We start from the raw sequence: 24,414 nt of genomic DNA on the forward strand, positions 1-24,414 counted from the left end.
AAGCGCACCTCAGACGCGGCGCGGACAGCCGGTTCCCGAGGGGCCAGAAGCAGCGGAGCGGCCATCGGGACACCCGCCGACGGGCCTGGCGGCAGGGGCGTGGGTCAGGACAAAGTAGTCTTGAGCCCATGCCCGAACGCCGTACCGTCGCCCTTGTCACTCTTGGCTGCGCCCGTAACGAGGTGGACTCGGAGGAGCTCGCAGGCCGCTTGGCAGCGGATGGCTGGGAGCTCGTCCAGGAAGCCTCCGATGCGGACGTCGCCGTCGTCAACACCTGCGGGTTCGTCGAGGCCGCGAAGAAGGACTCCGTCGACGCGCTCCTCGAAGCGAACGATCTGAAGGACCACGGCAGAACCCAGGCCGTGGTCGCCGTCGGTTGCATGGCCGAGCGGTACGGCAAGGAACTCGCCGAAGCGCTGCCCGAAGCCGACGGCGTGCTCGGGTTCGACGACTACGCCGACATCTCCGACCGGCTCCAGACCATTCTCAACGGCGGAATCCACGCCTCCCACACCCCGCGCGACCGACGCAAACTCCTGCCGCTCAGCCCTGCCGAGCGGCAGCAGGCGTCCACGGCCTCGGAAGTGGCGCTCCCCGGCCACGGGGCACCCACCGATCTGCCCGAGGGCGTGGCACCGGTCTCCGGCCCGCGTGCGCCGCTGCGCCGCAGGCTGGGCACCAGCCCGGTCGCGTCCGTGAAGCTGGCCTCCGGCTGCGACCGTCGCTGCTCCTTCTGCGCGATCCCCTCGTTCCGCGGCTCCTTCATCTCCCGGCGACCCAGCGATGTCCTCGGTGAGACCCGCTGGCTGGCGGAGCAGGGGGTGAAGGAGGTCATGCTGGTCTCCGAGAACAACACCTCGTACGGCAAGGACCTGGGCGACATCCGGTTGCTGGAGACGCTGCTGCCCGAGCTGGCGGCCGTGGACGGCATCGAGCGGGTGCGGGTCAGCTACCTTCAGCCCGCCGAGATGCGGCCCGGGCTGATCGACGTGCTCACTTCGACGCCGAAGATCGCCCCGTACTTCGACCTCTCCTTCCAGCACTCCGCTCCCAGCGTGCTCCGCTCGATGCGGCGGTTCGGTGACACCGAGCGCTTCTGGGAGCTGCTGGAGACGATCCGGGGCAAGGCGCCGCAGGCCGGCGTCCGGTCCAACTTCATCGTGGGCTTCCCCGGGGAGAGCGAGTCGGACTTCGCCGAGTTGGAGCGCTTCTTGACGGGCGCGCGGCTGGATGCCATCGGCGTCTTCGGCTACTCGGACGAGGACGGCACCGAGGCGGCCTCCTACGAGAACAAACTCGACGACGACGTGATCGCCGAACGGCTGGCGCATCTGTCCCGGCTCGCCGAGGAGCTCACCGCGCAGCGTGCGGAGGAGCGCCTCGGGGAGAGCCTGGAGGTGCTCGTCGAATCCATCGGGGGTGCGGACGGCGACGAGCGAGCGGTGGGCCGGGCGGCGCACCAGGCACCCGAGACCGACGGGCAGATCGTCTTCACCGCGAGTGAGGGCTTGGTGCCCGGCCGTATGGTCAGGGCGAAGGTCGTCGCCACGGAAGGCGTCGACCTGGTGGCCGAATACTGCGGTCTGCCCGGCGATGACCTCGACGGCGACCTCGTCCCGGTCGGGGCGGCTGCTCGGTCGGCGGAGGGCGGCGCCCGCCCGATTCCGGTCGAGGGGGCGGGCAGATGACCGGAGTGCCGGCTTCCACGGGGGGCGGCACCGGTAAGCCCGTACCCGGCGGCAAGCTGGGTGCCGCAGCGGTCAATCAGGCCAGTCTGTGGAACATCGCCAACATCCTCACCATGGTCCGGTTGGTCCTGGTGCCGGGCTTCGTCTTTCTGATGCTCCAGGACGGGGGATACGACCCGGTCTGGCGCGCCTGGGCGTGGGCCGCGTTCGCGGTGGCCATGATCACCGACATCTTCGACGGACACCTCGCCCGGACCTACAACCTCGTCACCGACTTCGGGAAGATCGCCGATCCGATCGCCGACAAGGCGATCATGGCCTCCGGGCTCATCTGTCTTTCGGCGCTCGGCGACCTGCCGTGGTGGGTGACCGGGGTCGTTCTCTTCCGTGAGCTGGGCATCACCTTGATGCGGTTCTGGGTGATCCGTCATGGCGTCATTCCGGCCAGCCGCGGCGGAAAACTGAAGACGCTCGCCCAGGGCACGGCGGTCGGCATGTACGTCCTCGCGCTGACGGGCCCGTTGGCCACGATGCGCTTCTGGGTGATGGCGGTCGCCGTGCTGCTGACGGTGATCACCGGACTCGATTACGTGCGACAGGCGATCGTGATGCGCCGCAGAGGGCTAGCCAAGGCCCGCGGTGCGGTCGGTGGAGGACGATGAAGGCGGCTGCCGAGATCCTGGCCGTGCTTGCGGAGCGTGGTCAGACGGTCGCCGTGGCGGAGTCCCTCACGGGCGGACTGGTCGCGGCGGAACTGACGGCCGTTCCGGGGGCGTCAGCGGCCTTTCGCGGCTCGGTGACCGCCTATGCGACCGCCCTGAAGCACACCGTGCTCCATGTCGACGCGGCCCTCCTGGCGGAGCGCGGTGCAGTGGACCCGCAGGTGGCACAGCAGATGGCCAGGGGAGTGCGCACCCTGCTGGGGGCCTCATGGGGCATCGCCACCACCGGAGTGGCCGGACCCGAACCGCAGGACGGCAAGCCGGTGGGGACGGTCTACGTGGCCGTTGCAGGCCCGACCGGAACAGGGAATGTGGCCGCACTGAGGTTGAACGGGAGCCGGGCGGAAATCCGTAGAGAGAGTGTACGGAGCGTGCTCGGACTCCTCGCCGATGAACTCCGCGGGAATGCGCGGGCACAGGATACGGAACAGAACGGGGGGAATTGATGTTTGCAGCCCTGAGTGAACACGACATCGCTCCCCGCACGGCCGCAGCGCAAGGCGGTACGGTGGGGCGTGAAGGATGCGGCTACGCGGTCCGAGGAGGGAGCCACCGATGATTCTGCTCCGTCGCCTGTTGGGTGACGTGCTGCGTCGGCAGCGCCAGCGCCAGGGCCGTACTCTGCGCGAAGTCTCCTCGTCCGCCCGAGTCTCACTCGGCTATCTCTCCGAGGTGGAGCGGGGGCAAAAGGAGGCTTCCTCCGAACTGCTCTCCGCGATTTGCGACGCGCTTGATGTACGGATGTCCGAGCTCATGCGCGAAGTGAGCGACGAACTGTCGCTCGCCGAATTGGCTCAGTCGGCAGCAGCCACTGAGCCGGTGCCTGCACCAGTGCGCTCGATGTTGAACTCGGTCTCCGTGACGTCGGTGGCAGGTGTGCCGACCGAGCGGGTGACCATCAAGGCTCCGGCGGAAGCTGTCGATGTCGTCGCTGCCTGATCGGTAGGGAGATCGGTGGGATCAGGTCGGATCAGGTCCGGCCGGGTCCGTTCGCTCTCGGCTACAGGTCCGTGCGAGGGACGATGGCAGAAGCCGACGACTGGCTGATGCACGGTCCACTGGTGTGATGCGGGACAAGCCCCGGTCGCCGCCCCAAGGGTGGTGGTCCGGGGCTTTTGGTTGTCGATTTGCGGGGTAGGCGCGCGAATGACCGTGTCTGGGTGCATGTGGTCTCCCAGGAGACCCCCTCCGAATGTCTGGTTCGGGGGCCTATGTCATGGTGGGAATGACCGACAACCGAGTGGAGGACATGCATGTCTGTCGTGAAGAGCCCCCTGTCCGAGACCGACCTCAAGGCGGTCGGCGACGCCCTTCGGGGCGCGCTCGTGGATCTGGTGGACCTCGGCCTGGTGGCCAAGCAGGTGCACTGGAACGTGGTGGGCCCGCGGTTCCGCTCCGTCCACCTCCAACTCGACGAGGTCGTGGACACGGCCCGGCTGCACTCCGACACCGTGGCGGAACGCTGTTCGGCGATCGGTGTGACCCCGGACGGCCGTGCGGCCACCGTGGCATCTCAGAGCGCCATCGGGACCGTCCCCGAAGGCTGGATCAAGGACGGCGACGCCGTACGGGTCCTCGTCGACGCGCTGGGCGCCGTCATCGTACGGATGCGGGAACGCATCAATGTGACCGGTGAGCCCGACCCGGTGAGCCAGGACATCCTGATCGGTCTCACCGCGGACCTGGAAAAGCACGCCTGGATGTTCCAGGCGGAGACCGCCTGAGCCCGCGGCCGGGGCGATGTGATCGGCCGGCGGCGCTGCCATGCGGACCGCCGGCCCACGGCTCGACCGCTGCGGGTTCACGGCTCGATTGGCGTGGGTTCACGGTTCGATCGGCGCGGGTCCTGCGCGGTTGGGAACCGGAAGCCGGTCGGCCCGCGGGATGGGCAACGGTCGGATCGTGGGTCGTGCCTGGCCCCCGTGGTCTTCGGTGCTCGTCGAGCGCCCGTCGGACCAGGGGCGGCGGTCCCGCAGGCGGCCGGCCGGTTCGGGACTGGACCGCGCCAGCAGTCTGAACCGAACAGCAGTTGATGGGCGGCTGTTTCAAGCGGCCACACGGGTTGTTGAGAAGGCGTCACGACAGAGCGACACCCCCTCCTCCAGAGGTGTGCGCCGGGCTTGCATCCGGTGCGCCCTCCCTGTGGGTGATCGTGCCGGTCTACGGTGGGCGTGAGGGAGGCAGCCATGGCACGACGCGGGGTGGCCCTCGGCCTCCTGGCCGCGCTGTTGGTCGCCGGAGTGTGGTGGTGGGCAGTGTTGCGGCTGGCGCTCATTCCGGAGCGCACCGGGTTTGTCGAAGGTGCCGTTGCTGCGGGTGGCTGGGGACTCAGCCTGCTGCCGGTTCATGTGACGGCAGCCCGCGCCGGGACCGGTTGGGTGGCTCGTGCCTCGGCCACCAGAGCTTCGGTGAGCAGGGCGAACGCGGCGCGAACAGCCGTCACCAGGGCATCGCAGCGACGTCGTTCGGCTCGCTGAGTGCGGTGAGGCAGCCCGTGGGTGATGCGGCGCGCGTCGTACTCCACGGAGCACCCCCGTACGGGCACCTCCATGGCGCACTTCGATCGCGCGATCCGTGCGGCACATCAGCGCACGGGCCCCTGCTGGCAGCCCGGGCACCAGTAGGTCACCCGCTCGGCACCCGGCCCCTGGCCCTGTGCGGCCCTGCGGACTGTCGCGCCGCATCGCAGGCACGGCATCCCCGAGCGGCCGTAGACGAACAGTCGGGTCGCCGTACTACCGCCACCCGGTGTTCGGGCGGTCGTCTGCCGGTCGAATGTGTTCCGGTTCGCGGTGAGAAGCCGATGGGCGGTGATCATGAGTCGCTCCGGCACCCCGGCCGGCAGGTCCGCCACGGGTGACCAGGGAGTGACACCGGCGAGGAATGCGAGTTCCGACTTGTAGACATTGCCGATGCCCGCGAGATTGCGTTGGTCGAGGAGTGCCTCGCCGAGCGGGCGGGACGGCTCGGTGAGCAGATTGGTCACCGCGATGTCCGGATCCCAGTCCGGGCCCAGAAGATCGGGCCCCAGCCGGCCGATCGCCTGCTCCTCGTCGGTGGTGCGGATCAGCTCCAGTACGGGGAGCCGATAGCCGACCGCGGTGTGCGAGGGATTCCCCAGGACGGCTCGGATCTCGTACGAGGGGCCGCCGTGCCAGCGCTCGCCCGCGCGGAAGATCCGCCAAGCCCCGTCCATCCTGAGATGAGAGTGGAGGGTCAGCCCGCCTTCGATCCTGGTGAGGAGGTGTTTGCCCCGCGCGATGGCCTCCAGAACGGGCCTACCGGTGAGATCCGCGGTGGCGAAGCGCGGGACCCGCAGGTCGAAGCGGGTAAGCACCTGCCCCGCGAGAGCCGAGTGCAGCAGCTGCGCGGTACGCCAGACGGTGTCGCCTTCGGGCATGGAACCCATGATGCGCGATTCCCGAGACAGACGGGCAGTCCCAAGCTGCTGGCAGCCAGGGAAGAGGGCGTCAGGGGCGTACTCGGAGCCCCCTGGGCGTGGCGTGGAAGCCCGCGGCCTCCAGCACCGACGCCAAGGGCGAGGTCAGCGCCGGTGAGCCGTTCACCCGCTCGACGGTGACCGTGCCCAGTGTTCCCACGCGCGCGGCCTCCGCCAGGGCGCCCGCGGCGGCGATGAGTGCCGGGTCGTCCAGATCGTGTACCCAGGACAGCAGGGTCTTGCCGCCGCGCTCCATGTACAGGGCCAGTTCCCCACCGACCAACACCACCAGGGAACCCGCTTTGCGTCCGGGTTTGTGGCCGGCGCCCTCCGGGGATTCGGGCCAGCCCAGCGCAGCCCCGTAGGCGTTGGCGGGATCGGCGGCGGCCAGCACCACGGCCTGCTGTGCGGAACTGGTGTCGGCCCGCTCGCGAGCGGTGGACACGGCCCGGAGGCGGTCCACCGCACCGTCCATGGCGAACTGGGCCGCGCCCAGCCCCTCCACCACATAGCCGCGGCGCGCCTGGCCGTTGTCCTCGAAGGCGGCCAGCACTCGGTAGACGGCCGAGAATCCGCCCTGTACGCCCTCGGTGGCGACGGCCCCGCGCGTCACCACGCCGTGTCGGTCCAACAAGGTGCGTGCCAGGGCGTGGGCGCGGTGGGTGCGATCGGTCTCGATGACGGGCAGGACGGACCAGCGACCGCTCACCGTCGGAGGTCCACCGCGGGACGCGGGGCGGCTGGAAGCCGTCACCAGCCCCCCGTATCTGCCTCGGGGCACGGGACGTCTCGCCCGATGGGCCGTGGAGCCGGCGGTACGGCCCGAGCCGAGCAGTGAGCGCAGCGGGGCGAGGGTGTCGTTGGTGAGCCGCCCGGACCAGGTGAGCTCCCAGATCGCGTCGGCCAGTTGCGGATCGGTGGCGTCCGGGTGGGTGGTCGCCCGCACCTGATCGACGATCTGCCGGAAGAACAGTCCGTATCCGGGGGCGAGGGCGGTCAGCACCGATTCATGGAGGGCGGTGAGCTCCAGGGGGAGAGGCGGTGGCAAGAGCAGGGGGGCGGTGTCGGCGAGGTAGAGGGAGAGCCAGCCGTCCTTGCCGGGCAGTGCTCCGGCGCCCGCCCACAGGACTTCGCCGGTCGTGGTCAGTTCGTCGAGCAGGGTGGGCGCGTACCCCTGGACCCGCGAGGGGAGGATCAGCTTCTCCAGTGCGGAGGCGGGCACGCTGGCCCCCTGGATCTGCTCGATCGCCCGGGCCAGTCCGTCGATGCCGCGAAGATCCCGGGCACCGATGTGCTGCCACGGGGGGAGGAACGCGGCCAGTGAGGCGGGGGGAACCGGCTCCAGTTCCTGGCGCAGGGCGGCCAGCGAACGGCGGCGCAAGCGACGCAGGACCGTGGCGTCACACCATTCCATGCCGGTGGCCGAGGCGGGGGAGTCCGCCGCGGGATGGTCGCCCATCGGCGGGCGGAACTCGCCGTGGACGATGCGCCCGCCTGCTGCGAGTCGCTGGAGCGCCCCATCGGTGACGGCCGTGCCCAGCCCGAAGCGGGCCGCTGCCTGCACCGAGGTGAAGGGGCCGTTGGTCCGCGCGAAGCGGGCCAATAGATCGCCCAACGGATCTTTAACGGGCTCGGTGAACGCTTCGGGAACCCCCACCGGCAGTGCGGTGCCCAGTGCGTCCCGCAGCCTGCCTGCGTCCTCGATGGCCGCCCAGTGGTCCGCTCCCGCGATTCTGACCCGAATCGCCCGACGCGCGCCGGCCAGGTCGCGGGCCCACTGGGGGTCGCCCCCGCGCAGGGCCAACTCGGCATCGGTGAGGGGACCGAGGATTCGCAGCAGATCGGCGACGCCCTCCTCGTCCTTGATCCTCCTGTCGTCGGTGAGCCACTGGAGCTCCCGTTCGAGTTCGATGAGGACATCGGCGTCGAGCAGTTCCCTCAGTTCGGCCTGTCCCAGCAGTTCGGACAGCAGGCGGGAGTCCAACGAGAGGGCCGCGGCGCGCCGTTCGGCGAGGGGTGAGTCCCCCTCGTACAGGAACTGGGCGACATAGCCGAACAGCAGGGAGCGGGCGAACGGGGAGGGTTCCGTGGTGGTCACCTCGACCATGCGGACCCGACGCGCTTCGATGTCGCCCATCAGCTCGACGAGGCCGGGGACGTCGAAGACGTCCTGAAGGCATTCGCGGACCGCTTCCAAGACGATGGGGAAGGAGCCGAACTCGCTCGCCACCTGGAGCAATTGGGCGGCCCGCTGGCGCTGCTGCCACAAGGGGGTGCGCTTGCCCGGGCTTCGTCGCGGCAGGAGCAGCGCCCGAGCGGCGCACTCCCGGAACCGGGACGCGAACAACGCCGATCCACCGACCTGTTCGGTGACGAGCCGGTCGATCTCCCCCTGGTCGAAGACGGCATCGGCAGCACCGACCGGGGCCTGTGCACTGTCGTACGTGGTGTCGGCTGTGCCCTGGCCCTGGTCCTGGTCCAGCAGGTCGAGACCCATCAGATCGCTCATCAGATCCGCGTCGGGCAGTCGCAGCACGATGCCGTCGTCGGCGTGCATGACCTGGGCGTCCATGCCGTACCGCTCGGTGAGTCGGGCGCCGAGCGCCAGTGCCCACGGGGCGTGGACCTGGGCGCCGAACGGCGAGTGGATCACCACCCGCCAGTCGCCCAGTTCGTCGCGGAACCGCTCCACCAGGATGGTCCGGTCATCGGGGACGTGACCGCAGGCGCGTCGCTGCTCGTCCAGGTAGGCGATGACATTCTGCGCGGCCCAGGCGTCGAGTCCGGCGGCCAGCAGCCGCAGCCGCGCGTCCTCCTCGGAGAGCGCACCCACCTCGCGCAGGAAGCCGCCGACGGCGCGCCCCAGCTCCAGGGGTCGGCCCAGTTGGTCGCCCTTCCAGAAGGGCAGTCTTCCGGGCACCCCGGGTGCGGGTGTGACTAGTACGCGATCCCGGGTGATGTCCTCGATCCGCCAGGAGGTGGTGCCGAGCGTGAAGACATCCCCCACCCGTGACTCGTACACCATTTCCTCGTCCAGCTCCCCGACCCTGCCGCCGCCCTTCTTGGGGTCGGATCCGACGAGGAAGACACCGAAGAGACCGCGGTCCGGGATGGTGCCGCCCGAGGTCACCGCGAGCCGCTGGGCACCCGGTCTGCCGGTGACCGTGCCCGCGACGCGGTCCCACACCACGCGCGGTCGCAGCTCGGCGAAGGCGTCCGATGGGTAGCGCCCGGCCAGCATGTCCAGTACGGCGGTGAAGGCGGACTCCGGCAGGGAGGCGAAGGGGGCCGCTCGGCGGGCCAGCGCCAAGAGGTCGTCGACCTGCCAGACGTCGAGCGCGACCATGGCGACCAGCTGCTGTGCCAGGACGTCCAGGGGGTTGGACGGGACGCGCAGTGCCTCAATGGAGCCGCTGCGCATCCGCTCGGTGACCACGGCCGCCTGCACCAGGTCGCCGCGGTACTTGGGGAAGACCACGCCGGTGGAGACCGCGCCCACTTGGTGCCCTGCCCGCCCCACGCGCTGAAGGCCGGACGCGACCGAGGGGGGCGACTCGACCTGGATGACGAGGTCGACCGCGCCCATGTCGATGCCCAGCTCCAGACTGGAGGTGGCCACCACCGCGGGGAGCCGCCCCGCCTTGAGGTCCTCTTCGACCAGGGCGCGCTGTTCTTTGGACACCGAGCCGTGGTGGGCCCGGGCGAGCAGGGGCGGAGCGCCGTGGGCGGCCCCGGACTGGGCCATGATCTCGGCCGGTGGCGCGCCCTCGGGGAGGGCTTCGCCCGTCGCCCGCTCGTAGGCGATCTCGTTGAGGCGGTTGCACAGCCGCTCGGCCAGCCGGCGGGAGTTGGCGAAGACGATGGTCGAGCGGTGGGCCTGGACGAGGTCGGCGATCCGCTCCTCGACGTGGGGCCAGATCGACGGTCGGTCGCCGCCGTCGGCGCTTCCACCGGAGCTCCCGGCCGCCGCTGGTGAGCCGCCCAGCTCGCCCAGGTCCTCGACGGGGACCACCACCGACAGGTCGAACTCCTTGCCCGACGGCGGCTGGACGATCTCCACCCGCCGCTGTGGTGAGAGATAGCGGGCGACCTCCTCCACCGGCCGTACCGTCGCGGACAGACCGATGCGCCGGGCGGGACGCGGCAGCAGTTCGTCCAGTCGCTCCAACGACAGCGCGAGATGGGCGCCCCTCTTGGTGCCCGCGACGGCGTGCACCTCATCCAGGATGACCGTCTCCACCCCGGCCAGGGCATCCCTCGTGGACGAGGTGAGCATCAGGAACAGCGACTCGGGCGTGGTGATCAGGATGTCCGGCGGTCTGGTGGCGAGCGATCTGCGCTCGGCAGGCGGTGTGTCGCCGGACCGGATCGCGACCCGGACCTCGGGCTCCGGCAGACCCAGCCGCACCGACTCCTGACGGATTCCGATCAGGGGACTGCGGAGGTTGCGCTCCACATCGACGGCGAGGGCCTTGAGGGGAGAGATGTAGAGGACCCGGCAGCGGGCCTTGGGGTCGGCGGGCGGTGGGGTGGCCGTCAGCCGATCGAGCGCTGCCAGGAAGGCCGCCAGGGTCTTCCCGGAGCCGGTCGGGGCCACGACCAGGACGTCCGAGCCCTCGCCGATCGCCTGCCAGGCACCTTCCTGGGCGGCGGTAGGCGCGCTGAACGCCCCCGCGAACCAACTCCGGGTGGCGGGAGAGAACGAGTCGAGTGCAGTCCTGGCCATGGTCCCCATCGTGCACCGCGCCACTGACAATCGGCACCGCGGTTGATCACCCCCCCGGTGCCGAGGGACCGCGGACCGACCTGCGGGCGGCGCCGTGTCGACCATGGGTGCGAGGCCGCGCCCACAGGGGTGAGCCATGGCTCCTGCCGGGTGCGGGCTCGCGGCCCGGGTGGCGGACGGGCGGGCTCCGGTGCTCGTCCCGCGCAGGCTCGCCCCACTTAGCAGCACCCACTGACGCCAGCACCCACCGGCGCCAGCACTCACTGACGCCAGCACCCACCGGCGCCAGCACCCACCGGCGCCAGCACCCACCGGCGCCAGCACCCACCGACGGCATGGCCGCTCCTCCTGGGAAGACGGCGTGGAAGTCCCCTGACCTGGGCGGACGTAACCCGACCGGCAAATGGATTACCTCGTCCCCCCGTCGTACGCAGCACAATGGGCACATGGGGAATCGGACGGCGCCTGAGTGGGCGAGGCACTGGCAGTATGCGGAGCTGCCGGGTCTTGATCTGCTGCATGCCCGCTATGTCCGGCACACCTTCCCCCGCCATAGCCACGACGGGTTCGCCGTCGCCTCCGTCAGCGGTGGGGTGGAGGACCTGATCATGCCGGATGGAGTGATTCCGGTCCGCCCCGGCATGGTGGTGATGATCAACCCCGAGGTGCCGCACGCGGCGCGCGCAGGTGTCCCCGAGGGCTGGACCTACACCACCCTCTACCCCTCCGTGGAACTCGTCTCCACCATCGCGCACGAGGTGACCACCCTGCGGGGCACCCCCGGCTTCGCCGAGTCCCATGTCCAGGACCCGCAGACCGCCGAACTGATCCGGAACGTGCACCTGGCCGCCGAGGCGGGCAATGCGCTCGCTGCCGACAGCCTGCTGCGGATCGTGGTCGCCCGTCTCCTCGGCCGGCACGGGAGTCGACTGCCCAGCCGAAGCGCCCGGGATTCCGGTGCGCACACCGCGGCCCGGGCCAGGTCGCTCCTGGAGGAGCGGATGGCGGAACCACCCACCCTCGACCGACTCGCACAAGAGGTCGGCACCAGCCCCTTCGCCCTGTTCCGTGCCTTCAAGTCGGCCTACGGAATGCCGCCGCACACCTGGCTCACCGACGCCCGGGTCCGTAACGCACGCCGTCTGCTGGAGGCGGGGAGAACCCCCGCCGAGGCGGCCGTCGAGGTCGGCTTCACCGATCAACCCCATCTGAACCGACACTTCACCCGGATCGTGGGTGTGCCCCCGGGCGCCTACCGCCATGAGCGGCTCGGCCGCCCCAGTGCACGCAAGAACGTACAAGACGCTGGTGGGAGCCTCGCGTAACGTCCGCCACGTGCCAGAACAGACAGCTCACCCGAAGAGTGACCCGCCCCGGAACGATGCCCGGGCAGCCACAGCCGCCGCGCCGACGTCCAAGCCCGATGCGGCGGTCGTTCGTGATGCTCTCGGTGTGGGCATCGCCGTGGGCCTGTCGGGCTTCGCCTTCGGTGTGACCTCGGCCGGCTCCGGGCTCACCCTCCTACAGACCTGTGCCCTCAGCCTGCTGGTCTTCACCGGGGCGTCACAGTTCGCCCTGGTCGGGGCCATCGCAGCAGGTGGCAACCCGCTCACGGCTGCCGCCGGTGCCTTCTTCCTCGGCGTACGCAACGCCTTCTACGGACTCAGGCTGTCCCAGTTGCTCGCCCTGCCCAAGGCGGTACGCCCCTTCGCCGCGCACTGGGTGATCGACGAGACCGTGGCCGTGGCCCTCGCCCAGCCCGACCGCCGATCGATACGCCTCGGCTTCACCGTGACCGGGCTGACGCTCTACGTCCTCTGGAACCTGACCACGTTCCTCGGGGCGCTCGGGGCGGAGGCCATCGGAGACACCGATGCATGGGGGCTGGACGCGGCCGGGCCCGCCGTCTTTCTCGCCCTGCTCGCACCCATGCTGCGCACCGCGACGGAGCGCGCGGTGGCCGCGCTCGCGGTCCTGCTCGGGCTCGGACTTCTGCCCGTGCTCCCCGCGGGGATGCCGGTCCTGGTGGCCGCGCTCGCCGCCCCCGCGGTGCTCTGGCTCAAGGGCCGCAGCCTGGGGCCGCAAGGAGCCGGTCCAGTGCCCAAAACCCCCGCGGCGGGGCCGGACACCGAAGCGTCGGCCACCGGGGCGCCTGCTCCCACCGGTACGGAAGCCAACGCTCCGGAGGTGCACGCCAACGGAGGCGCCCCATCCGTTTCCTCCGAAGCCGAAGCCGAAGCCGAAGCCGAAGCCGAAGCCGAAGCCACGACGGGTGCTGACCCCGATCCCGATTCTGATCCCGGACCCCAGGACCCGCCCGAGCCCAGAACCGATGCAGACATCCCCCGTACCGACGACGAGAACGGTGGGAACCGATGAGCATCTGGATTGCGATCGCGGCCACTGCCATCGGCTGCTACCTGGTGAAACTGGCCGGTCTGCTCGTGCCAGCCGGGGCGCTGGAACGCCCCCTGGTGCAGCGGCTCGCTGCCCTCCTCCCCGTCGCCCTGCTCGCCGCCCTCACCGCTCAGCAGACCTTCGGAGCGGGGCACGCGCTCGTGCTCGATGCCCGGGCCGCAGGTGTCGCCGCAGCAGCCCTGGCGCTGGTGCTGCGGGCGCCGTTCCTCGTCGTCGTCGGGGCGGCCGTGGTCGTCACCGCAGGGGTACGGGCGCTCGGCGGCTGACCTCCATCGGCCGGCGTTGCCGAGGACGGCACGTCAGTCGATGCGCCTCCCATGGGCGCTCAGCGTCCGCAGCGCCTCGATGGTCACCCGGGGCCGGGCCTCCAGAGCCGCCGCTGGTGCCCATGACCGCCAGGTGATCGGCCAGCCGCCGTCATCCTCCTGGGAGCGTTCCAGGTGGTTCAGCGAACGAGCCATCTCCTCGTCCGTGAACCAGCGCCGCGCCAGCGAACCCGGGGTGCGTGCGTAGTCGTGCGGGAAGTGGTGCTCACCGGGGGCGTAGCCGTCGGCCACCGGGTAGTCCTCGATCCGCTCCGGGTCGAGGACGGCCCATTGCCGCTCGCGCACCAGCCGCCCGAGCCGGTCGGCCACTGCCTCGGCCCGTGAACGGTCCGGCACCCCGTCGAGGAACGCGACCGCGGCTTCGATCTCGTACGGATGGGACCGCGTCAGCCCCTCGACCGCCGCCCAACAGAAGTCCGTGGCTCGAAACAGCCAGGCGTGCCAGACCCGGTTGCGGTGCAGCAGACCGACGACCGGGCCCGTTGCCAGAAGTTCCCCCGGAGGATCGTCCACGACCGGGATGAAGGGCGCCGCCGGATAGCCGCGCTGCGCCGGGTGGACCGCCGGGAGCGCCCCTTCGGCGGTCGACACCTCGGTGAAGTAGCGGCACATCCGTTCCACTCGCAGCCCGCCGCACCTGCCGATGGAGTCCAGGATGTACAGGGCGTGTGCCGTGTGCAGGGGCTGGCTGATCGGCCCGCGCAGATCCGGCTCCAGAGCGTGGCCGTATCCGCCGTCCTCGTTCAGATGAGCGGTGAGCGCCGCCTCGACGCCGTCGGGGCCGCCACGGAGAAAGTGGTACTCGAAGCGTCGCTGTTCCAGGACCCGCGCGGTGAGCCAGATGAAGCGCTCGGCGCGGGCACGCGAAGACAGGGGGGTGTACAGGGGGTCCGGTCCGGTTCCAGCCATGCTTCGACCGTAGGACGGAAAGGGCTTTCGGCATCCGGAACGGGCCGGACCGCACCCCGGGAGCGGGATACTTAAGTCATGCGGTTGACGAACTTCTGGGAGCGGATGGCGGACCACTTCGGCCCGTCGTACGCCGAATCCTTCGCCCAGGACCATGTGATGGCCGAACTGGGCGGCCGTACGGTGCACCAGGCGCTCGACGCCGGCTGGGAGGCCAAGGATGTCTGGCGTGCGGTCTGCTCGGCCGTTCAGGTGCCCTCCGACAAGCGGTGACCCCGCGGGTCTTTGACCAGCGGTGATCCGATGTATGGCGCCTCGGCGCGAACGCCGAACGCCGAACGCCGAAACGAACAACCGGGCACCGGTACACCGAGACGAACGCCGTGCTCCGTGCGGACCGCTCGGGAGCTCTTCCCAGTGGACGTACTGAAATTTCGTACCTCGTTCTTGCGTTATAGGCCCCTTTGCGGCCCGAGCGTCCGCACCGTGGTCACTGCCGGTCGAACCCATTCCCTCCGGGCGATCCATGGGCAGTACGCCACGTAGGCGACACTTGCCCCGTGGCTTCGACGACCGACAAGAACGATCAGGACAGAACCGAGCAAGGCGTACCCCGGCAGGGCGGCACCTCAGGTGCCACCGCGACGCGTACGGAACCCGGCCCGGCCGTGGGACGTGGGGACGCGGGCCCACCCGAAGCCCCCTCGGCATCCCGCCCCGCCGCGCACGACGCGCCTCCGCCGAGCCTGCCTCCGCCCGCCCCGCCGACCGAGTCGCCGGGCCCGGCACGGATGCCCCGCTGGCTGCCCCGCGCCATGGTGCTTGCGCTGACGCTCTACGCCTGCCTTCAGCTCGGCAGTTGGGCCTTCCACCAGCTCATCGGCCTGCTGATGAACATTTTGATCGCCTTCTTCCTGGCCCTGGCCATCGAGCCCGCGGTGGGCAGGATGGCGGCCCGTGGAATGCGTCGGGGGCTCGCGACCTTCCTCGTGTTCTTCGGGGTACTGGCCGCGGGGATCGGATTCGTCGTCCTGCTCGGCTCGATGCTCGCCGACCAGATCGTCACGATGGTCGAGGACTTCCCCAAGTACCTCGACTCCGTGATCAGTTGGATCAACCAGACGTTCCACACCGAACTGTCGCGAGTCGAGGTCCAGGACAGCCTGTTGCGCTCGGACTGGCTGCGGAAGTACGTCCAGAACAGCGCGAGCGGGGTGCTCGACGTCTCCGCGACGGTCCTCGGAGGGCTGTTCAAGCTGCTGACGATCTTCCTCTTCTCGTTCTACTTCGCGGCGGACGGGCCACGCCTGCGCCGGGGGCTGTGCTCCGTACTGCCTCCGGCCAAGCAGACCGAGGTGCTCCGCGCCTGGGAGATCGCCGTCGACAAGACGGGCGGCTACCTCTACTCGCGCGGTCTGATGGCGCTCGTCTCGGGATTCTCGCACTACGTGCTGTTGGAGATCCTCGGCGTCCCCTACGCGCCGGCGCTGGCGGTCTGGGTCGGGCTGGTCTCGCAGTTCATCCCGACGATCGGCACCTATCTGGCCGGGGCGCTGCCCATGCTGATCGCCTTCACGGTGAATCCCTGGTACGCGGTGTGGGTCCTCGGATTCGTCGTGGTCTACCAGCAGTTCGAGAACTACGTCCTCCAGCCCAAGCTCACGGCCCGGACGGTGGACATCCACCCCGCCGTGGCCTTCGGCTCGGTCATCGCCGGTACGGCGCTGCTGGGCGCCGTGGGCGCACTGATCGCCATCCCGGCGGTGGCCACGCTCCAGGCGTTCCTCGGTGCCTATGTGAGGAGGTACGACGTGACCGACGACCCACGGGTGCAAGGGCACCACAAGCGTGGAGCCGGTGGGGTCCTCCAGCGGATTCGCGCACGGGTGGTGAGGGCGGCCCCCGATGAGGCTGAGGCCGCGACCGTGGCTGAGCCCTCGGTGGCTCCTGGTCGGAACTGACCATCTCGCCTGATGCCTGATGCCTGATGCCTGATGCCTGATGCCTGATGCCTGATGTCGGGTGTCGGGCATCAGGCGTTTTCGGAGCCGGACGCGGGGACGAGGGTCAGGGGCGCCGGACGTCCGACGCGCCGGGCGGTGCGCTTGACACTGAAATCGAACATCCTTTCTCATGGGGTTTCCGGCCCCTGATTCACGTGGAGTTATCCACAGGCCGGCGGGACGTCGGGCCCCATTGTCAGTGGCAGGGGTTAGCGTCATTGACGTGAAGCGATCGACACAAGCAAATCGGGTGGAACCCATGGCAGGAACCGACCGCGAGAAGGCTCTTGAAGCCGCGCTCGCACAGATTGAACGACAGTTCGGTAAGGGTGCGGTGATGCGCCTGGGCGAGCGCCCCAATGAACCCATCGAGGTCATCCCCACCGGATCGACGGCACTCGATGTGGCGCTCGGCGTGGGCGGACTGCCGCGCGGCCGTGTCATCGAGGTGTACGGCCCGGAGTCCTCCGGCAAGACGACCTTGACCCTGCACGCCGTGGCCAATGCGCAGAAGGCGGGCGGTGCGGTGGCCTTTGTGGACGCCGAGCACGCCCTTGACCCTGAGTACGCGAAGAAGCTGGGCGTCGACATCGACAACCTCCTCCTGTCCCAGCCGGACAACGGCGAGCAGGCACTGGAGATCGTCGACATGCTCGTGCGCTCGGGCGCAATCGACCTGATCGTGATCGACTCCGTGGCGGCCCTGGTGCCGCGGGCGGAGATCGAGGGCGAGATGGGCGACTCGCACGTCGGCCTCCAGGCCCGTCTGATGAGCCAGGCCCTCCGCAAGATCACCAGTGCGCTGAACCAGTCGAAGACGACAGCGATCTTCATTAACCAGCTGCGCGAGAAGATCGGTGTGATGTTCGGCTCGCCGGAGACCACGACCGGTGGTCGCGCGCTGAAGTTCTACGCTTCGGTCCGGCTCGACATCCGCCGAATCGAGACCCTCAAGGACGGCACGGACGCGGTGGGCAACCGCACCCGCGTCAAGGTCGTCAAGAACAAGGTCGCGCCGCCCTTCAAGCAGGCGGAGTTCGACATCCTGTACGGGCACGGGATCAGCCGTGAGGGCGGGCTGATCGACATGGGCGTGGAGCACGGCTTCGTCCGCAAGGCCGGCGCTTGGTACACGTACGAGGGCGACCAGCTCGGTCAGGGCAAGGAGAACGCCCGGAACTTCCTGAAGGACAACCCCGATCTCGCCGATGAGATCGAGAAGAAGATCAAGGACAAACTGGGGGTCGGCGTTCGTCCCGCGGCAGCTGAGGCGGCCCAGCCCGGCCCGGATGCAACAGGGACGGAGACCCCGGCCGATGAGGCCGCGAAGTCCGTGCCCGCGCCCGCCACCAAGGCCAAGACGGCCAAGACGGTGGCAGCAGCCAAGAGCTAGCCGCCATGCCTTTCCCATCGAAGAGGCGGACCAAAGGGCAGGGTGGCGGCTCGGACTCGTCGAGGGCCGAGGCGGGGCTGCCACCCCAGGATCCGGCCGAGCGGGCGCGGTCGATCTGTCTGCGCCTGCTCACCGGGACCCCACGCACCCGCAAGCAGCTCGCGGACGCGTTGGAGAAGCGGGAGATCCCCCAGGAAGTGGCCGATGAGGTGCTGTCCCGGTTCGAGGAAGTGGGGCTGATCAATGACGCGGCCTTCGCGGACGCATGGGTGGAGTCCCGGCACCACGGCCGGGGCCTCGCCCGGCGCGCGCTGGCCCGGGAATTGCGGACCAAAGGAGTGGAGCCCGCACTGATCGACGAGGCCGTGGGCCAACTCGACCCCGAGCGGGAAGAGGAGACCGCACGCGAGCTGGTGGCCCGCCGGCTGCGCTCGACCCGAGGAATCGATCGCGACCGGCGGATCCGTCGGCTGGCGGGAATGCTGGCCCGCAAGGGGTACGGGGAGGGGGTGGCACTTCGCGTGGTGAGACAGGCGCTGGAGGAAGAGGGCGAATCCATGGAAGAGATGGATGCACCGGGGGACCTGGAGGAGCTCCGGGAGGACGGCTGAGCGCCGGTGCCCACCGTGCCCGGGTGGGCGGGGAGCTCGTTCGTCGATCGAACGGCTCGTGGGGGAGGGCCGGCCCCTGGGAATTCGCCGCACCGGCTCGGCCCTGGCGGGCTCATCGAATCGAAGCCATGACCCGACTCGCCGGCCGTCGGTACGTCCGGGCCCACCTCAGCGGCAGATCCGCAGGGTTCTCAGAAGTCTCAGGGTTTTGAGTGTTCTTAAAGCTCTTAGAGATCTCAGGTTTCTCAGAACTCTCAGGGGGCTATCCACCCCGACCCGACCACGGGGAGGAGACGCGCACACCAAGGGCGGCAAGGGCCCGCCCCATGTATCTCGGTGTGTAGCTTTCGTGGACAGGACCCAGGGCGTGTCCGAGCACGCTCCTGGGCTCGACCGCGCTTCCTACCTCTCCACCGGCAAGCCCGCTGACCGCCACGCCTGGAATCCGCCGATCAGATCGGTCGCCCGGTGGAGACCCAACTGACGCAACGAGACCGCGGCCAGGGAGGAGGCGTACCCCTCATTGCAGACCACCACGATGCGAAGGTCGTGGCTGACCGCTTCCGGCGCTCGGTGGCTGCCCTGGGGGTCCAATCGCCACTCCAGTTCATTGCGCTCCACGACCAGTGCACCGGGGATCAGGCCGTCCCGCTCACGCAGGGCGGCGTAGCGGATGTCGACCAGCAGGGCGCCTTCGCCAGCCTCGACGAAGGCGCGCTGCGGCTCCACCCGATCCAGTTCGGTGCGAATCCGTTCCAGGAGTTCATCGATTCCCACGGGCTCGGTCATTGCCACTCCTGCGATCGCTCCACCTGCTCCAACCGCAGGACGGCGCCGGATCGGCTGAAGCGCCGGATCAGGGGAAGCGGCGGATAGTAGGCGTGCACGGAGATGGCATGGTCCGTGCTCGACACATTGAGGACCTCGTGCACATGGTGCTGTCCGAAGGCTCGACCCTGCCCCACTCCCAGTTGCCGCTGACGATCCACCCCTTCGCGCAGCTCCAAGGTCTTCCAACCGCTGGCAGGCAGCCGTACGGCCAGTGCGTTCTCCGTCAACTTGCCCGCTGCGGTGGCGAAGGCGCCGATCGACTCCGCGTGGTCGTGCCATCCGGTGCCGGTTCCGGGAGGCCAGCCGATCAGCCATGCCTCGCTGCCGCGCGGCCCGTCCAGTCGCACCCAGGTACGACCCTCGGGATCCAGTGGCAGGGAGGCGATCGCCTCGGGGTCCGCAGCGGTCTGCCGGACGAAGTCCAGCAGCTCGGCGGTTGTCGGGGACGCGCCCCTTTCTCTGCCCCAGCCCGCAGCCGCGGCCTCAGCGCCATCCGACACACCGTCAGACGTCGCTGCCGCTGGAGTTGCAGGAGCCGCCAGCAGTGCAGTGGTCGGTAGGGGAGCACCGGGCGGATGGGATGGGACCGACGGGGGGAGGGCGGAGGCCGCAAGAGACGAGGAAGCGCCGGAAGCAGGCGCCTCGGAGACGTCCGCTGCCGTGGACGTACGGGGGGTTACCCCTGCCGGAAGGGACGCGGACAGGGGTCGAGCAGACTGGGACACGGAAAACCGTCCTGGATGTTCGCTGGAGGGCGCCCGGTGTCACTGGAGCCGGGCGCGCAGAAGAAAAGGCGAAATCAGCAGGACGGTCGACACACGCAGCCCGCGTAACGGAGCAGGTCCATATGGACCCTCCGCCACAGGTGCACATCGGTGTCGGTCACGCTCCGGAGTACACCATGTCGACTCCTGAGGGTCAATTGACGTCCGCGGTGCGGTCGCTGTGTGCCGCCTCCGGCGTACCCCCTCGTACGGCGTCTGCCGCTGCGTACAGCTCCGCGGGGCGTACCCCTGCGAAGGTGGCGACCAGATGTCCGTCCGGGCGTACCAACAGCACCGTGTGTGCAGAGGCTCCCGGATAGCACTCCGTGACCAGTAGCTCCGCCCGTACGGGCAGCGCGCTCACCGCTGCGGCCAACCGTGGCATCACTCCCGCGCTCTGCCAGTGGCGCCGGTCCCACACCCCGGTTCCGGGGGCCACGAGCACCACCAGGAGCTTCCCTCGGCCCAGCCGGTCCCTGAGGCGTGCGCCCGTCCCGTCCGGTGCGGTCACCCGTACGTCGGAGACGGGGGCTCCCGCCTCTGTACCCACCGGGACCTGCTGGGGCACATGGCCGGCGCCGAGCGGTGAGTGCCGATAGACGGGGGCCGCTCCGAGCGGGCCCTGTCCGAGGTGGCCGTCGGTGAGCAGGACGTCATGACCTCGGGCGGTGCCCGGCAGATAGGCGCGCAGTGCACCTCCACCGCGCAGTATCGGCAGCACCTGGTCGGCGGCGCGCAGTCGGCCGGCGACCGAGGTCCGACGTTCCGCCTGGTAACTGTCGAGGAGCAGTTCGCCGGACCCGTGGTGCCAGGCGTGCGCCAGCTTCCAGGCCAGGTTGTCGGCGTCGCGCAGCCCCTCGTCGAGACTTCCGGTGCCCAGTGCACCCAGCAGGTGGGCCGCGTCGCCGGCGAGGAACGCCCGGTCCACCCGCCAGCGCCAGGCCAACCGGTGATGGATCGTGTGCACGCCGGTGTCGATCAGTTCGTACGGTGGGGTCTGGCCGCACCAGCCCGCGAGGGTGTCACGAATCCGTGTCACCAGGGCGTCGGGGGTGACCAGTTCGCTCTGTGACGGCAGGAGCCAATCGAGCCGCCAGACGTCGTCCGGCAGGGGGCGTGCCGTGATCTCATCGCCGCCGGTGCGCCACGGCGGTGAGCGGTGCAGCAACGCCTCGTCGGGCCAGGGCAGTTCGGCGCGCAGTGTGGCGACTGCGTGGCGTTCCACCGCCGTGCGCCCGGGGAAGCGGATGCCGAGCAGTTTGCGGACCGTGGAGCGCGCGCCGTCGCAGCCCACCACATGGCTGCCGCGCCACCAGGTCGACTCCGGCCCCCTGGTGTGGACGGTGACGCCCGCGGCGTCCTGTTCGAGCGAGTCCACGCGACTCTCGGTGACGAGCGTGATCTCGTCACGTGCGGCGATGGCGTCCCTCAGACCGCGGGCGAGGGCGTGTTGGGGAATGTGGAGCGGCGCGGGGGAGGATTCGTCGCCCAGCGGCACATGGCGTACCTCCTGCTTGCGTCGGAGTGAACGCCAGCCGACCCAGCGCGTCCCTTCGTCACGGACCGTTGCGCAGTCCAGTCGTTCGATCATGGCAGCGGTGTCGGGGCGCAGCACTGCCGTACGGGCAGGGCGGGGCTCCTCCTTGCCGTTGCTCTCGTCGAGCACGATGGAGGGGACGTTCTGGTGCGCGAGAGCGAGTGAGAGCGCCAGACCGACCGGGCCGGCGCCGACGACGATCACCGGGTCCACGAAGTGGCTCCCGTGGCTCGTAGGGACGGCAGGCCGGAAAGCGTGGTGGGAGCCCGGTGCGTGATCACAGAACGTATGCAACCCATTGGGGGTGCCTGCGTCAAGTGACCCATGAGCGACATGGCGGACACTGAACCACCCGGCGGCGGAAGACTGGTCCCGGGGGGCTCACCTTCCCCGAGGGCCCCGGGGTTCGACCGGGTCCGATGGCGGCGCCCGATCCGGTGGTGCCAGGAGCCGGGGGACCCTTGAACAGGGACATCCGAGGGGCGAAATCTCCGGATCCATCCCGGACAGCCGAAAAGGGACGGTGGCACCGCCGTGCCACCGCCCCTGCTCTTGTACGGCGTGCCCTCAGGCTCCGCCGCCCCCGATTCCGGCGTCGACCTTCTTCATGTCGACGACGGCCCCGGTGCTCTTCGGCGCACGCCGGGCATGGCGCTCCAGCGCCCCGGCGATGCTGGTGAGGATGAAGTTGAGGACGATGTAGATCAGGGAGATCACTACGAGGGTTGCGATGGTGTTGGCGCCGTAGTTCGCCATGATCGGACGTGCTTGGAACAGCAGCTCGCCCAGCCCCAGCAGCACCCCGCCCAACGCGGTGTCCTTGACGATGACGACCAGTTGGCTGACCAGCGCCGGCAGCATTGCGGTGACGGCCTGCGGCAGCAGGACGAACGTCATCGTCTGGCTCTTGGTCATGCCGATCGCCTTGGCCGCGTCGGTCTGACCGCTGGGCAGGGAGAGGATGCCTGCCCGGACGACCTCGGCGATCACCGAGGCGTTGTAGAGGACCAGTCCGGTGACCACGGCGTACAGCGGCCGGATCTCCGATTCGATGTCGGTGAACTGGGCGAGGGCGGAGAACGAGAACAGCATCAGCATCAGGACCGGGATGGCCCTGAAGAACTCGACCACGGCGCCGACGGGCACCCGCACCCAGACGTGGTCGGAGAGTCGGCCGATGCCGAGCACCGCGCCGAGCGGGAGCGCGATCGCCACCGCGAGGCCGGCTGCCTTCACCGTTTCCCACAGACCGGGGAGCAGGAAGGTGGTCCATACGTTGGAGTCCTTGACGAAGGGACTCCACTTCTCTGCCGCCAGTTGGTTCTTGTCGGCCATGGTGGTCAGTACCCACCACGCCAAGGCCCCGAGGACGACGAAGAAGCCGATCGTGTAGAGCATGTTGCGACGCTTGGCCCGGGGGCCGGGGGCGTCGTACAGGACTGATGTCATCGTTTCACCGCCACACGCTTGGCCACCCAGCCGAGCAGCAGGCCCGTGGGCAGGGTCAGAACGATGAAGCCGAAGGCGAAGATCGAGAAGACGGCGAAGATCGCGTCGGATTCGTTCTCGATCATTTCCTTCATCAGCAGCGAGGCTTCCGCCACTCCGATCGCCGCGGCCACCGTGGTGTTCTTGGTGAGGGCGATGAGGACGTTGGCCAGCGGCGCGACCACCGAGCGGAACGCCTGGGGGAGCACGATCAGGGTCAGCACCTGGGAGAAGCTGAGCCCCAGTGCCCGGGCGGCTTCCGCCTGGCCGACGGGAACCGTGTTGATGCCGGAGCGCAGCGCTTCACAGACGAAGGTGCCGGTGTAGGCGACCAGACCGAGCACGGCCAGCCGAAAACCGATGTCCTTGAAGTCCTCCGAGCCGAGCGACACCCCCAACGTCTGGTGGAGGGCGAGGGAGCAGGCGACGATGACCACGGTCAGCGGAGTGTTGCGGACCACGTTGACGTAGCCGGTCCCGAAGGCCCGCATCATCGGTACGGGGCCCACCCGCATGGCGGCCAGCAGGGTTCCCCATATCAGGGAACCTATGGCTGAGTAGACGGTGAGCTGCACCGTCACCCAGAACGCTTCGAGCAGGTCGTACTGCCCGGAATCAAGGAAGTCGAACACGTTGACCCGCGATCTCTCCTGGTTGGATCGTGGCGCGTGCCACCGGCACCGGCCGGTGGCACGTCAGCGCTGGCTCAGCCCTTTTCGGTGATGTCCGGCGCGGGCTCGTACTTGTAGTTCGCGGGGCCGAAGTTGGCCTTGACGAACTTCTCCCACGAACCGTCCGACTTCATCTTCTCCAGGGCCTTGTTGATGTCCCCCTGGAGCTTGGTGTCGCCCTTCTTCAGGCCGATGCCGTACCGCTCGTCGCTCAGCCTCAGGCCCACCAGCTTGAACTTGCCCTGGTGCTCCTTCTGGGCCGCGAAACCGGCGAGGATGGAGTCGTCCGTGGTCAGCGCGTCAACGGCCTTGTTCTCCAGGCCCGTCAGACACTCGGAGTAGCCGCCCTGCTCCTGAAGGTTCGCCTTGGGGGCCAGCTTCTCCTTGACGTTCTGTGCAGAGGTCGAACCGACCACCGAGCAGAGGTTCTTGCTGTTGAGGCTGCTCGGTTCGGTGATGGAGGTCTCGTCCGAGCGGACCAGCAGGTCCTGGTGGGCCAGGAAGTACGGGCCGGCGAAGGAGACCTTTGCCTTGCGCTTGTCGTTGATCGAGTAGCTCGCGGCGATGAACTTGACATCGCCGTTGGCGATCATGGTCTCGCGCTGGGCGCTCGGCGTCTGCTTCCAGACGATGTCCTTGGCGTCGTAGCCGAGTTCCTTGGCGACGTAGGTGGCGACGTCCACGTCGAAGCCGACGTACTTGCCATCGGGAGTCTTCAGCCCCACACCGGGCTGGTCGAACTTGATACCGATGCTGATCTTGCCGCCGCCCTTGTCGTCGCTGTCACCGCCGCACGCGGTGAGGGTGAGCGAAAGGACGAGACCCGTGGCAATGGCCGCAGAAGTTTTGCGGAGCTTCATGATGAACATCCCTTTACGTCATGATTCG

Annotated in this window: 21 protein-coding genes and 2 pseudogenes; 13 read left to right on the top strand and 10 right to left on the bottom strand. The window is 69.3% G+C overall.

Annotation, left to right across the window (positions count from 1 at the left end):
* Window positions 1-128: 128 nt before the first annotated feature.
* The 6 genes from rimO to OID54_RS28005 all read left to right on the top strand — a co-directional run bounded on the left by rimO (window position 129) and on the right by OID54_RS28005 (window position 4,887).
* Window positions 129-1,688, top strand: coding sequence for a 30S ribosomal protein S12 methylthiotransferase RimO (rimO, locus tag OID54_RS27980; RefSeq protein WP_329023905.1), 1,560 nt, complete (start codon window positions 129-131; stop codon window positions 1,686-1,688).
* A complete protein-coding gene (gene pgsA / locus OID54_RS27985; protein ID WP_329023908.1) occupies window positions 1,685-2,350 on the top strand; it encodes a CDP-diacylglycerol--glycerol-3-phosphate 3-phosphatidyltransferase in 666 nt (221 codons plus the stop codon). Before rimO ends, pgsA begins: the two co-directional genes overlap by 4 nt.
* Window positions 2,347-2,856 (top strand): CinA family protein, encoded by a 510-nt coding sequence (locus OID54_RS27990; RefSeq protein WP_329023910.1) that lies wholly within the window; start codon window positions 2,347-2,349, stop codon window positions 2,854-2,856. The genes pgsA and OID54_RS27990 overlap by 4 nt, the downstream gene beginning before the upstream one ends.
* 109 nt (window positions 2,857-2,965) lie before the next feature.
* Window positions 2,966-3,349, top strand: a complete 384-nt coding sequence (locus OID54_RS27995) for a helix-turn-helix domain-containing protein (protein WP_329023912.1) — start codon at window positions 2,966-2,968, stop codon at window positions 3,347-3,349.
* Between the two features lie 314 nt (window positions 3,350-3,663).
* On the top strand, window positions 3,664-4,134 hold the full coding sequence (locus OID54_RS28000) for a Dps family protein (RefSeq protein ID WP_329023914.1): 471 nt from the start codon (window positions 3,664-3,666) through the stop codon (window positions 4,132-4,134).
* A gap of 462 nt (window positions 4,135-4,596) precedes the next feature.
* A complete protein-coding gene (locus OID54_RS28005) occupies window positions 4,597-4,887 on the top strand; it encodes a hypothetical protein (RefSeq protein WP_329023916.1) in 291 nt (96 codons plus the stop codon).
* Window positions 4,888-4,994: 107 nt separating this feature from the next.
* On the opposite strand, the gene OID54_RS28010 is transcribed toward OID54_RS28005, so the two are convergent.
* Together OID54_RS28010 and OID54_RS28015 are read right to left on the bottom strand one after the other, a co-directional pair.
* On the bottom strand, window positions 4,995-5,810 hold the full coding sequence (locus OID54_RS28010) for an Fpg/Nei family DNA glycosylase (RefSeq protein ID WP_329023918.1): 816 nt from the start codon (window positions 5,808-5,810) through the stop codon (window positions 4,995-4,997).
* Between the two features lie 70 nt (window positions 5,811-5,880).
* Entirely contained in the window at window positions 5,881-10,575 is a 4,695-nt protein-coding gene (locus tag OID54_RS28015) for a DEAD/DEAH box helicase (protein WP_329023919.1), read from the bottom strand.
* A 446-nt stretch (window positions 10,576-11,021) separates the two neighbouring features.
* On the opposite strand from OID54_RS28015, the gene OID54_RS28020 reads away from it, so the two are divergent.
* From OID54_RS28020 to OID54_RS28030, 3 genes and pseudogenes are all read left to right on the top strand, one after another.
* Window positions 11,022-11,900, top strand: coding sequence for an AraC family transcriptional regulator (locus OID54_RS28020; RefSeq protein ID WP_329023922.1), 879 nt, complete (start codon window positions 11,022-11,024; stop codon window positions 11,898-11,900).
* A gap of 10 nt (window positions 11,901-11,910) precedes the next feature.
* Window positions 11,911-12,654: pseudogene (locus OID54_RS28025) on the top strand (AzlC family ABC transporter permease); the annotation flags it as partial.
* Window positions 12,655-12,950: 296 nt separating this feature from the next.
* On the top strand, window positions 12,951-13,259 hold the full coding sequence (locus tag OID54_RS28030; RefSeq protein ID WP_329023924.1) for an AzlD domain-containing protein: 309 nt from the start codon (window positions 12,951-12,953) through the stop codon (window positions 13,257-13,259).
* Between the two features lie 33 nt (window positions 13,260-13,292).
* Here OID54_RS28030 and OID54_RS28035 read toward each other — a convergent pair whose 3' ends face one another.
* On the bottom strand, window positions 13,293-14,228 hold the full coding sequence (locus tag OID54_RS28035) for a hypothetical protein (RefSeq protein ID WP_329023926.1): 936 nt from the start codon (window positions 14,226-14,228) through the stop codon (window positions 13,293-13,295).
* Window positions 14,229-14,306: 78 nt separating this feature from the next.
* On the opposite strand from OID54_RS28035, the gene OID54_RS28040 reads away from it, so the two are divergent.
* The 4 genes and pseudogenes from OID54_RS28040 to recX all read left to right on the top strand — a co-directional run.
* Complete coding sequence (locus tag OID54_RS28040; RefSeq protein ID WP_329023927.1) at window positions 14,307-14,501, top strand: DUF3046 domain-containing protein; 195 nt, start codon at window positions 14,307-14,309, stop codon at window positions 14,499-14,501.
* Between the two features lie 518 nt (window positions 14,502-15,019).
* Window positions 15,020-16,189: an AI-2E family transporter gene (locus tag OID54_RS28045; protein ID WP_329027834.1), complete on the top strand. Its 1,170-nt coding sequence runs from the start codon at window positions 15,020-15,022 to the stop codon at window positions 16,187-16,189.
* 301 nt (window positions 16,190-16,490) lie between these two features.
* Window positions 16,491-17,624, top strand: a complete 1,134-nt coding sequence (gene recA, locus OID54_RS28050; RefSeq protein WP_329023930.1) for a recombinase RecA — start codon at window positions 16,491-16,493, stop codon at window positions 17,622-17,624.
* A pseudogene (gene recX / locus OID54_RS28055) lies at window positions 17,585-18,235 on the top strand (recombination regulator RecX); the annotation flags it as partial. The gene recA and the pseudogene recX, both read left to right, overlap by 40 nt.
* 402 nt (window positions 18,236-18,637) lie before the next feature.
* Here the strand turns inward: recX and OID54_RS28060 are convergent.
* From OID54_RS28060 to OID54_RS28085, 7 genes are all read right to left on the bottom strand, one after another.
* Window positions 18,638-19,024: a rhodanese-like domain-containing protein gene (locus OID54_RS28060; RefSeq protein ID WP_329023933.1), complete on the bottom strand. Its 387-nt coding sequence runs from the start codon at window positions 19,022-19,024 to the stop codon at window positions 18,638-18,640.
* Window positions 19,021-19,566, bottom strand: a complete 546-nt coding sequence (locus OID54_RS28065; RefSeq protein WP_329023934.1) for a cysteine dioxygenase — start codon at window positions 19,564-19,566, stop codon at window positions 19,021-19,023. Before OID54_RS28065 ends, OID54_RS28060 begins: the two co-directional genes overlap by 4 nt.
* Before the next feature lie 299 nt (window positions 19,567-19,865).
* Entirely contained in the window at window positions 19,866-19,952 is an 87-nt protein-coding gene (locus tag OID54_RS39275; RefSeq protein WP_358879010.1) for a putative leader peptide, read from the bottom strand.
* Window positions 19,953-19,984: 32 nt separating this feature from the next.
* Window positions 19,985-21,580: an FAD-dependent monooxygenase gene (locus OID54_RS28070; RefSeq protein WP_329023936.1), complete on the bottom strand. Its 1,596-nt coding sequence runs from the start codon at window positions 21,578-21,580 to the stop codon at window positions 19,985-19,987.
* Window positions 21,581-21,934: 354 nt separating this feature from the next.
* Window positions 21,935-22,816: an amino acid ABC transporter permease gene (locus OID54_RS28075; RefSeq protein WP_329023938.1), complete on the bottom strand. Its 882-nt coding sequence runs from the start codon at window positions 22,814-22,816 to the stop codon at window positions 21,935-21,937.
* On the bottom strand, window positions 22,813-23,487 hold the full coding sequence (locus OID54_RS28080) for an amino acid ABC transporter permease (protein WP_329023939.1): 675 nt from the start codon (window positions 23,485-23,487) through the stop codon (window positions 22,813-22,815). The genes OID54_RS28075 and OID54_RS28080 overlap by 4 nt, the downstream gene beginning before the upstream one ends.
* A 74-nt stretch (window positions 23,488-23,561) precedes the next feature.
* Window positions 23,562-24,386, bottom strand: a complete 825-nt coding sequence (locus OID54_RS28085; protein WP_329023941.1) for a glutamate ABC transporter substrate-binding protein — start codon at window positions 24,384-24,386, stop codon at window positions 23,562-23,564.
* Window positions 24,387-24,414: the final 28 nt, after the last annotated feature.

The organism is Streptomyces sp. NBC_00690 (genome assembly GCF_036226685.1).
In the GTDB taxonomy this organism is placed as follows: Bacteria; Actinomycetota; Actinomycetes; order Streptomycetales; family Streptomycetaceae; genus Streptomyces.

What these genes read in the sequence shown, in the direction of transcription:
- rimO (WP_329023905.1), top strand. Translation starts at nt 129, where the DNA reads ATGCCCGAACGCCGTACCGTCGCCCTTGTCACTCTTGGCTGCGCCCGT.
- pgsA (WP_329023908.1), top strand. Translation starts at nt 1,685, where the DNA reads ATGACCGGAGTGCCGGCTTCCACGGGGGGCGGCACCGGTAAGCCCGTA.
- OID54_RS27990 (WP_329023910.1), top strand. Translation starts at nt 2,347, where the DNA reads ATGAAGGCGGCTGCCGAGATCCTGGCCGTGCTTGCGGAGCGTGGTCAG.
- OID54_RS27995 (WP_329023912.1), top strand. Translation starts at nt 2,966, where the DNA reads ATGATTCTGCTCCGTCGCCTGTTGGGTGACGTGCTGCGTCGGCAGCGC.
- OID54_RS28000 (WP_329023914.1), top strand. Translation starts at nt 3,664, where the DNA reads ATGTCTGTCGTGAAGAGCCCCCTGTCCGAGACCGACCTCAAGGCGGTC.
- OID54_RS28005 (WP_329023916.1), top strand. Translation starts at nt 4,597, where the DNA reads ATGGCACGACGCGGGGTGGCCCTCGGCCTCCTGGCCGCGCTGTTGGTC.
- OID54_RS28010 (WP_329023918.1), bottom strand. Translation starts at nt 5,810, where the DNA reads ATGCCCGAAGGCGACACCGTCTGGCGTACCGCGCAGCTGCTGCACTCG.
- OID54_RS28015 (WP_329023919.1), bottom strand. Translation starts at nt 10,575, where the DNA reads ATGGCCAGGACTGCACTCGACTCGTTCTCTCCCGCCACCCGGAGTTGG.
- OID54_RS28020 (WP_329023922.1), top strand. Translation starts at nt 11,022, where the DNA reads ATGGGGAATCGGACGGCGCCTGAGTGGGCGAGGCACTGGCAGTATGCG.
- OID54_RS28030 (WP_329023924.1), top strand. Translation starts at nt 12,951, where the DNA reads ATGAGCATCTGGATTGCGATCGCGGCCACTGCCATCGGCTGCTACCTG.
- OID54_RS28035 (WP_329023926.1), bottom strand. Translation starts at nt 14,228, where the DNA reads ATGGCTGGAACCGGACCGGACCCCCTGTACACCCCCCTGTCTTCGCGT.
- OID54_RS28040 (WP_329023927.1), top strand. Translation starts at nt 14,307, where the DNA reads ATGCGGTTGACGAACTTCTGGGAGCGGATGGCGGACCACTTCGGCCCG.
- OID54_RS28045 (WP_329027834.1), top strand. Translation starts at nt 15,020, where the DNA reads ATGCCCCGCTGGCTGCCCCGCGCCATGGTGCTTGCGCTGACGCTCTAC.
- recA (WP_329023930.1), top strand. Translation starts at nt 16,491, where the DNA reads ATGGCAGGAACCGACCGCGAGAAGGCTCTTGAAGCCGCGCTCGCACAG.
- OID54_RS28060 (WP_329023933.1), bottom strand. Translation starts at nt 19,024, where the DNA reads ATGACCGAGCCCGTGGGAATCGATGAACTCCTGGAACGGATTCGCACC.
- OID54_RS28075 (WP_329023938.1), bottom strand. Translation starts at nt 22,816, where the DNA reads ATGACATCAGTCCTGTACGACGCCCCCGGCCCCCGGGCCAAGCGTCGC.
- OID54_RS28085 (WP_329023941.1), bottom strand. Translation starts at nt 24,386, where the DNA reads ATGAAGCTCCGCAAAACTTCTGCGGCCATTGCCACGGGTCTCGTCCTT.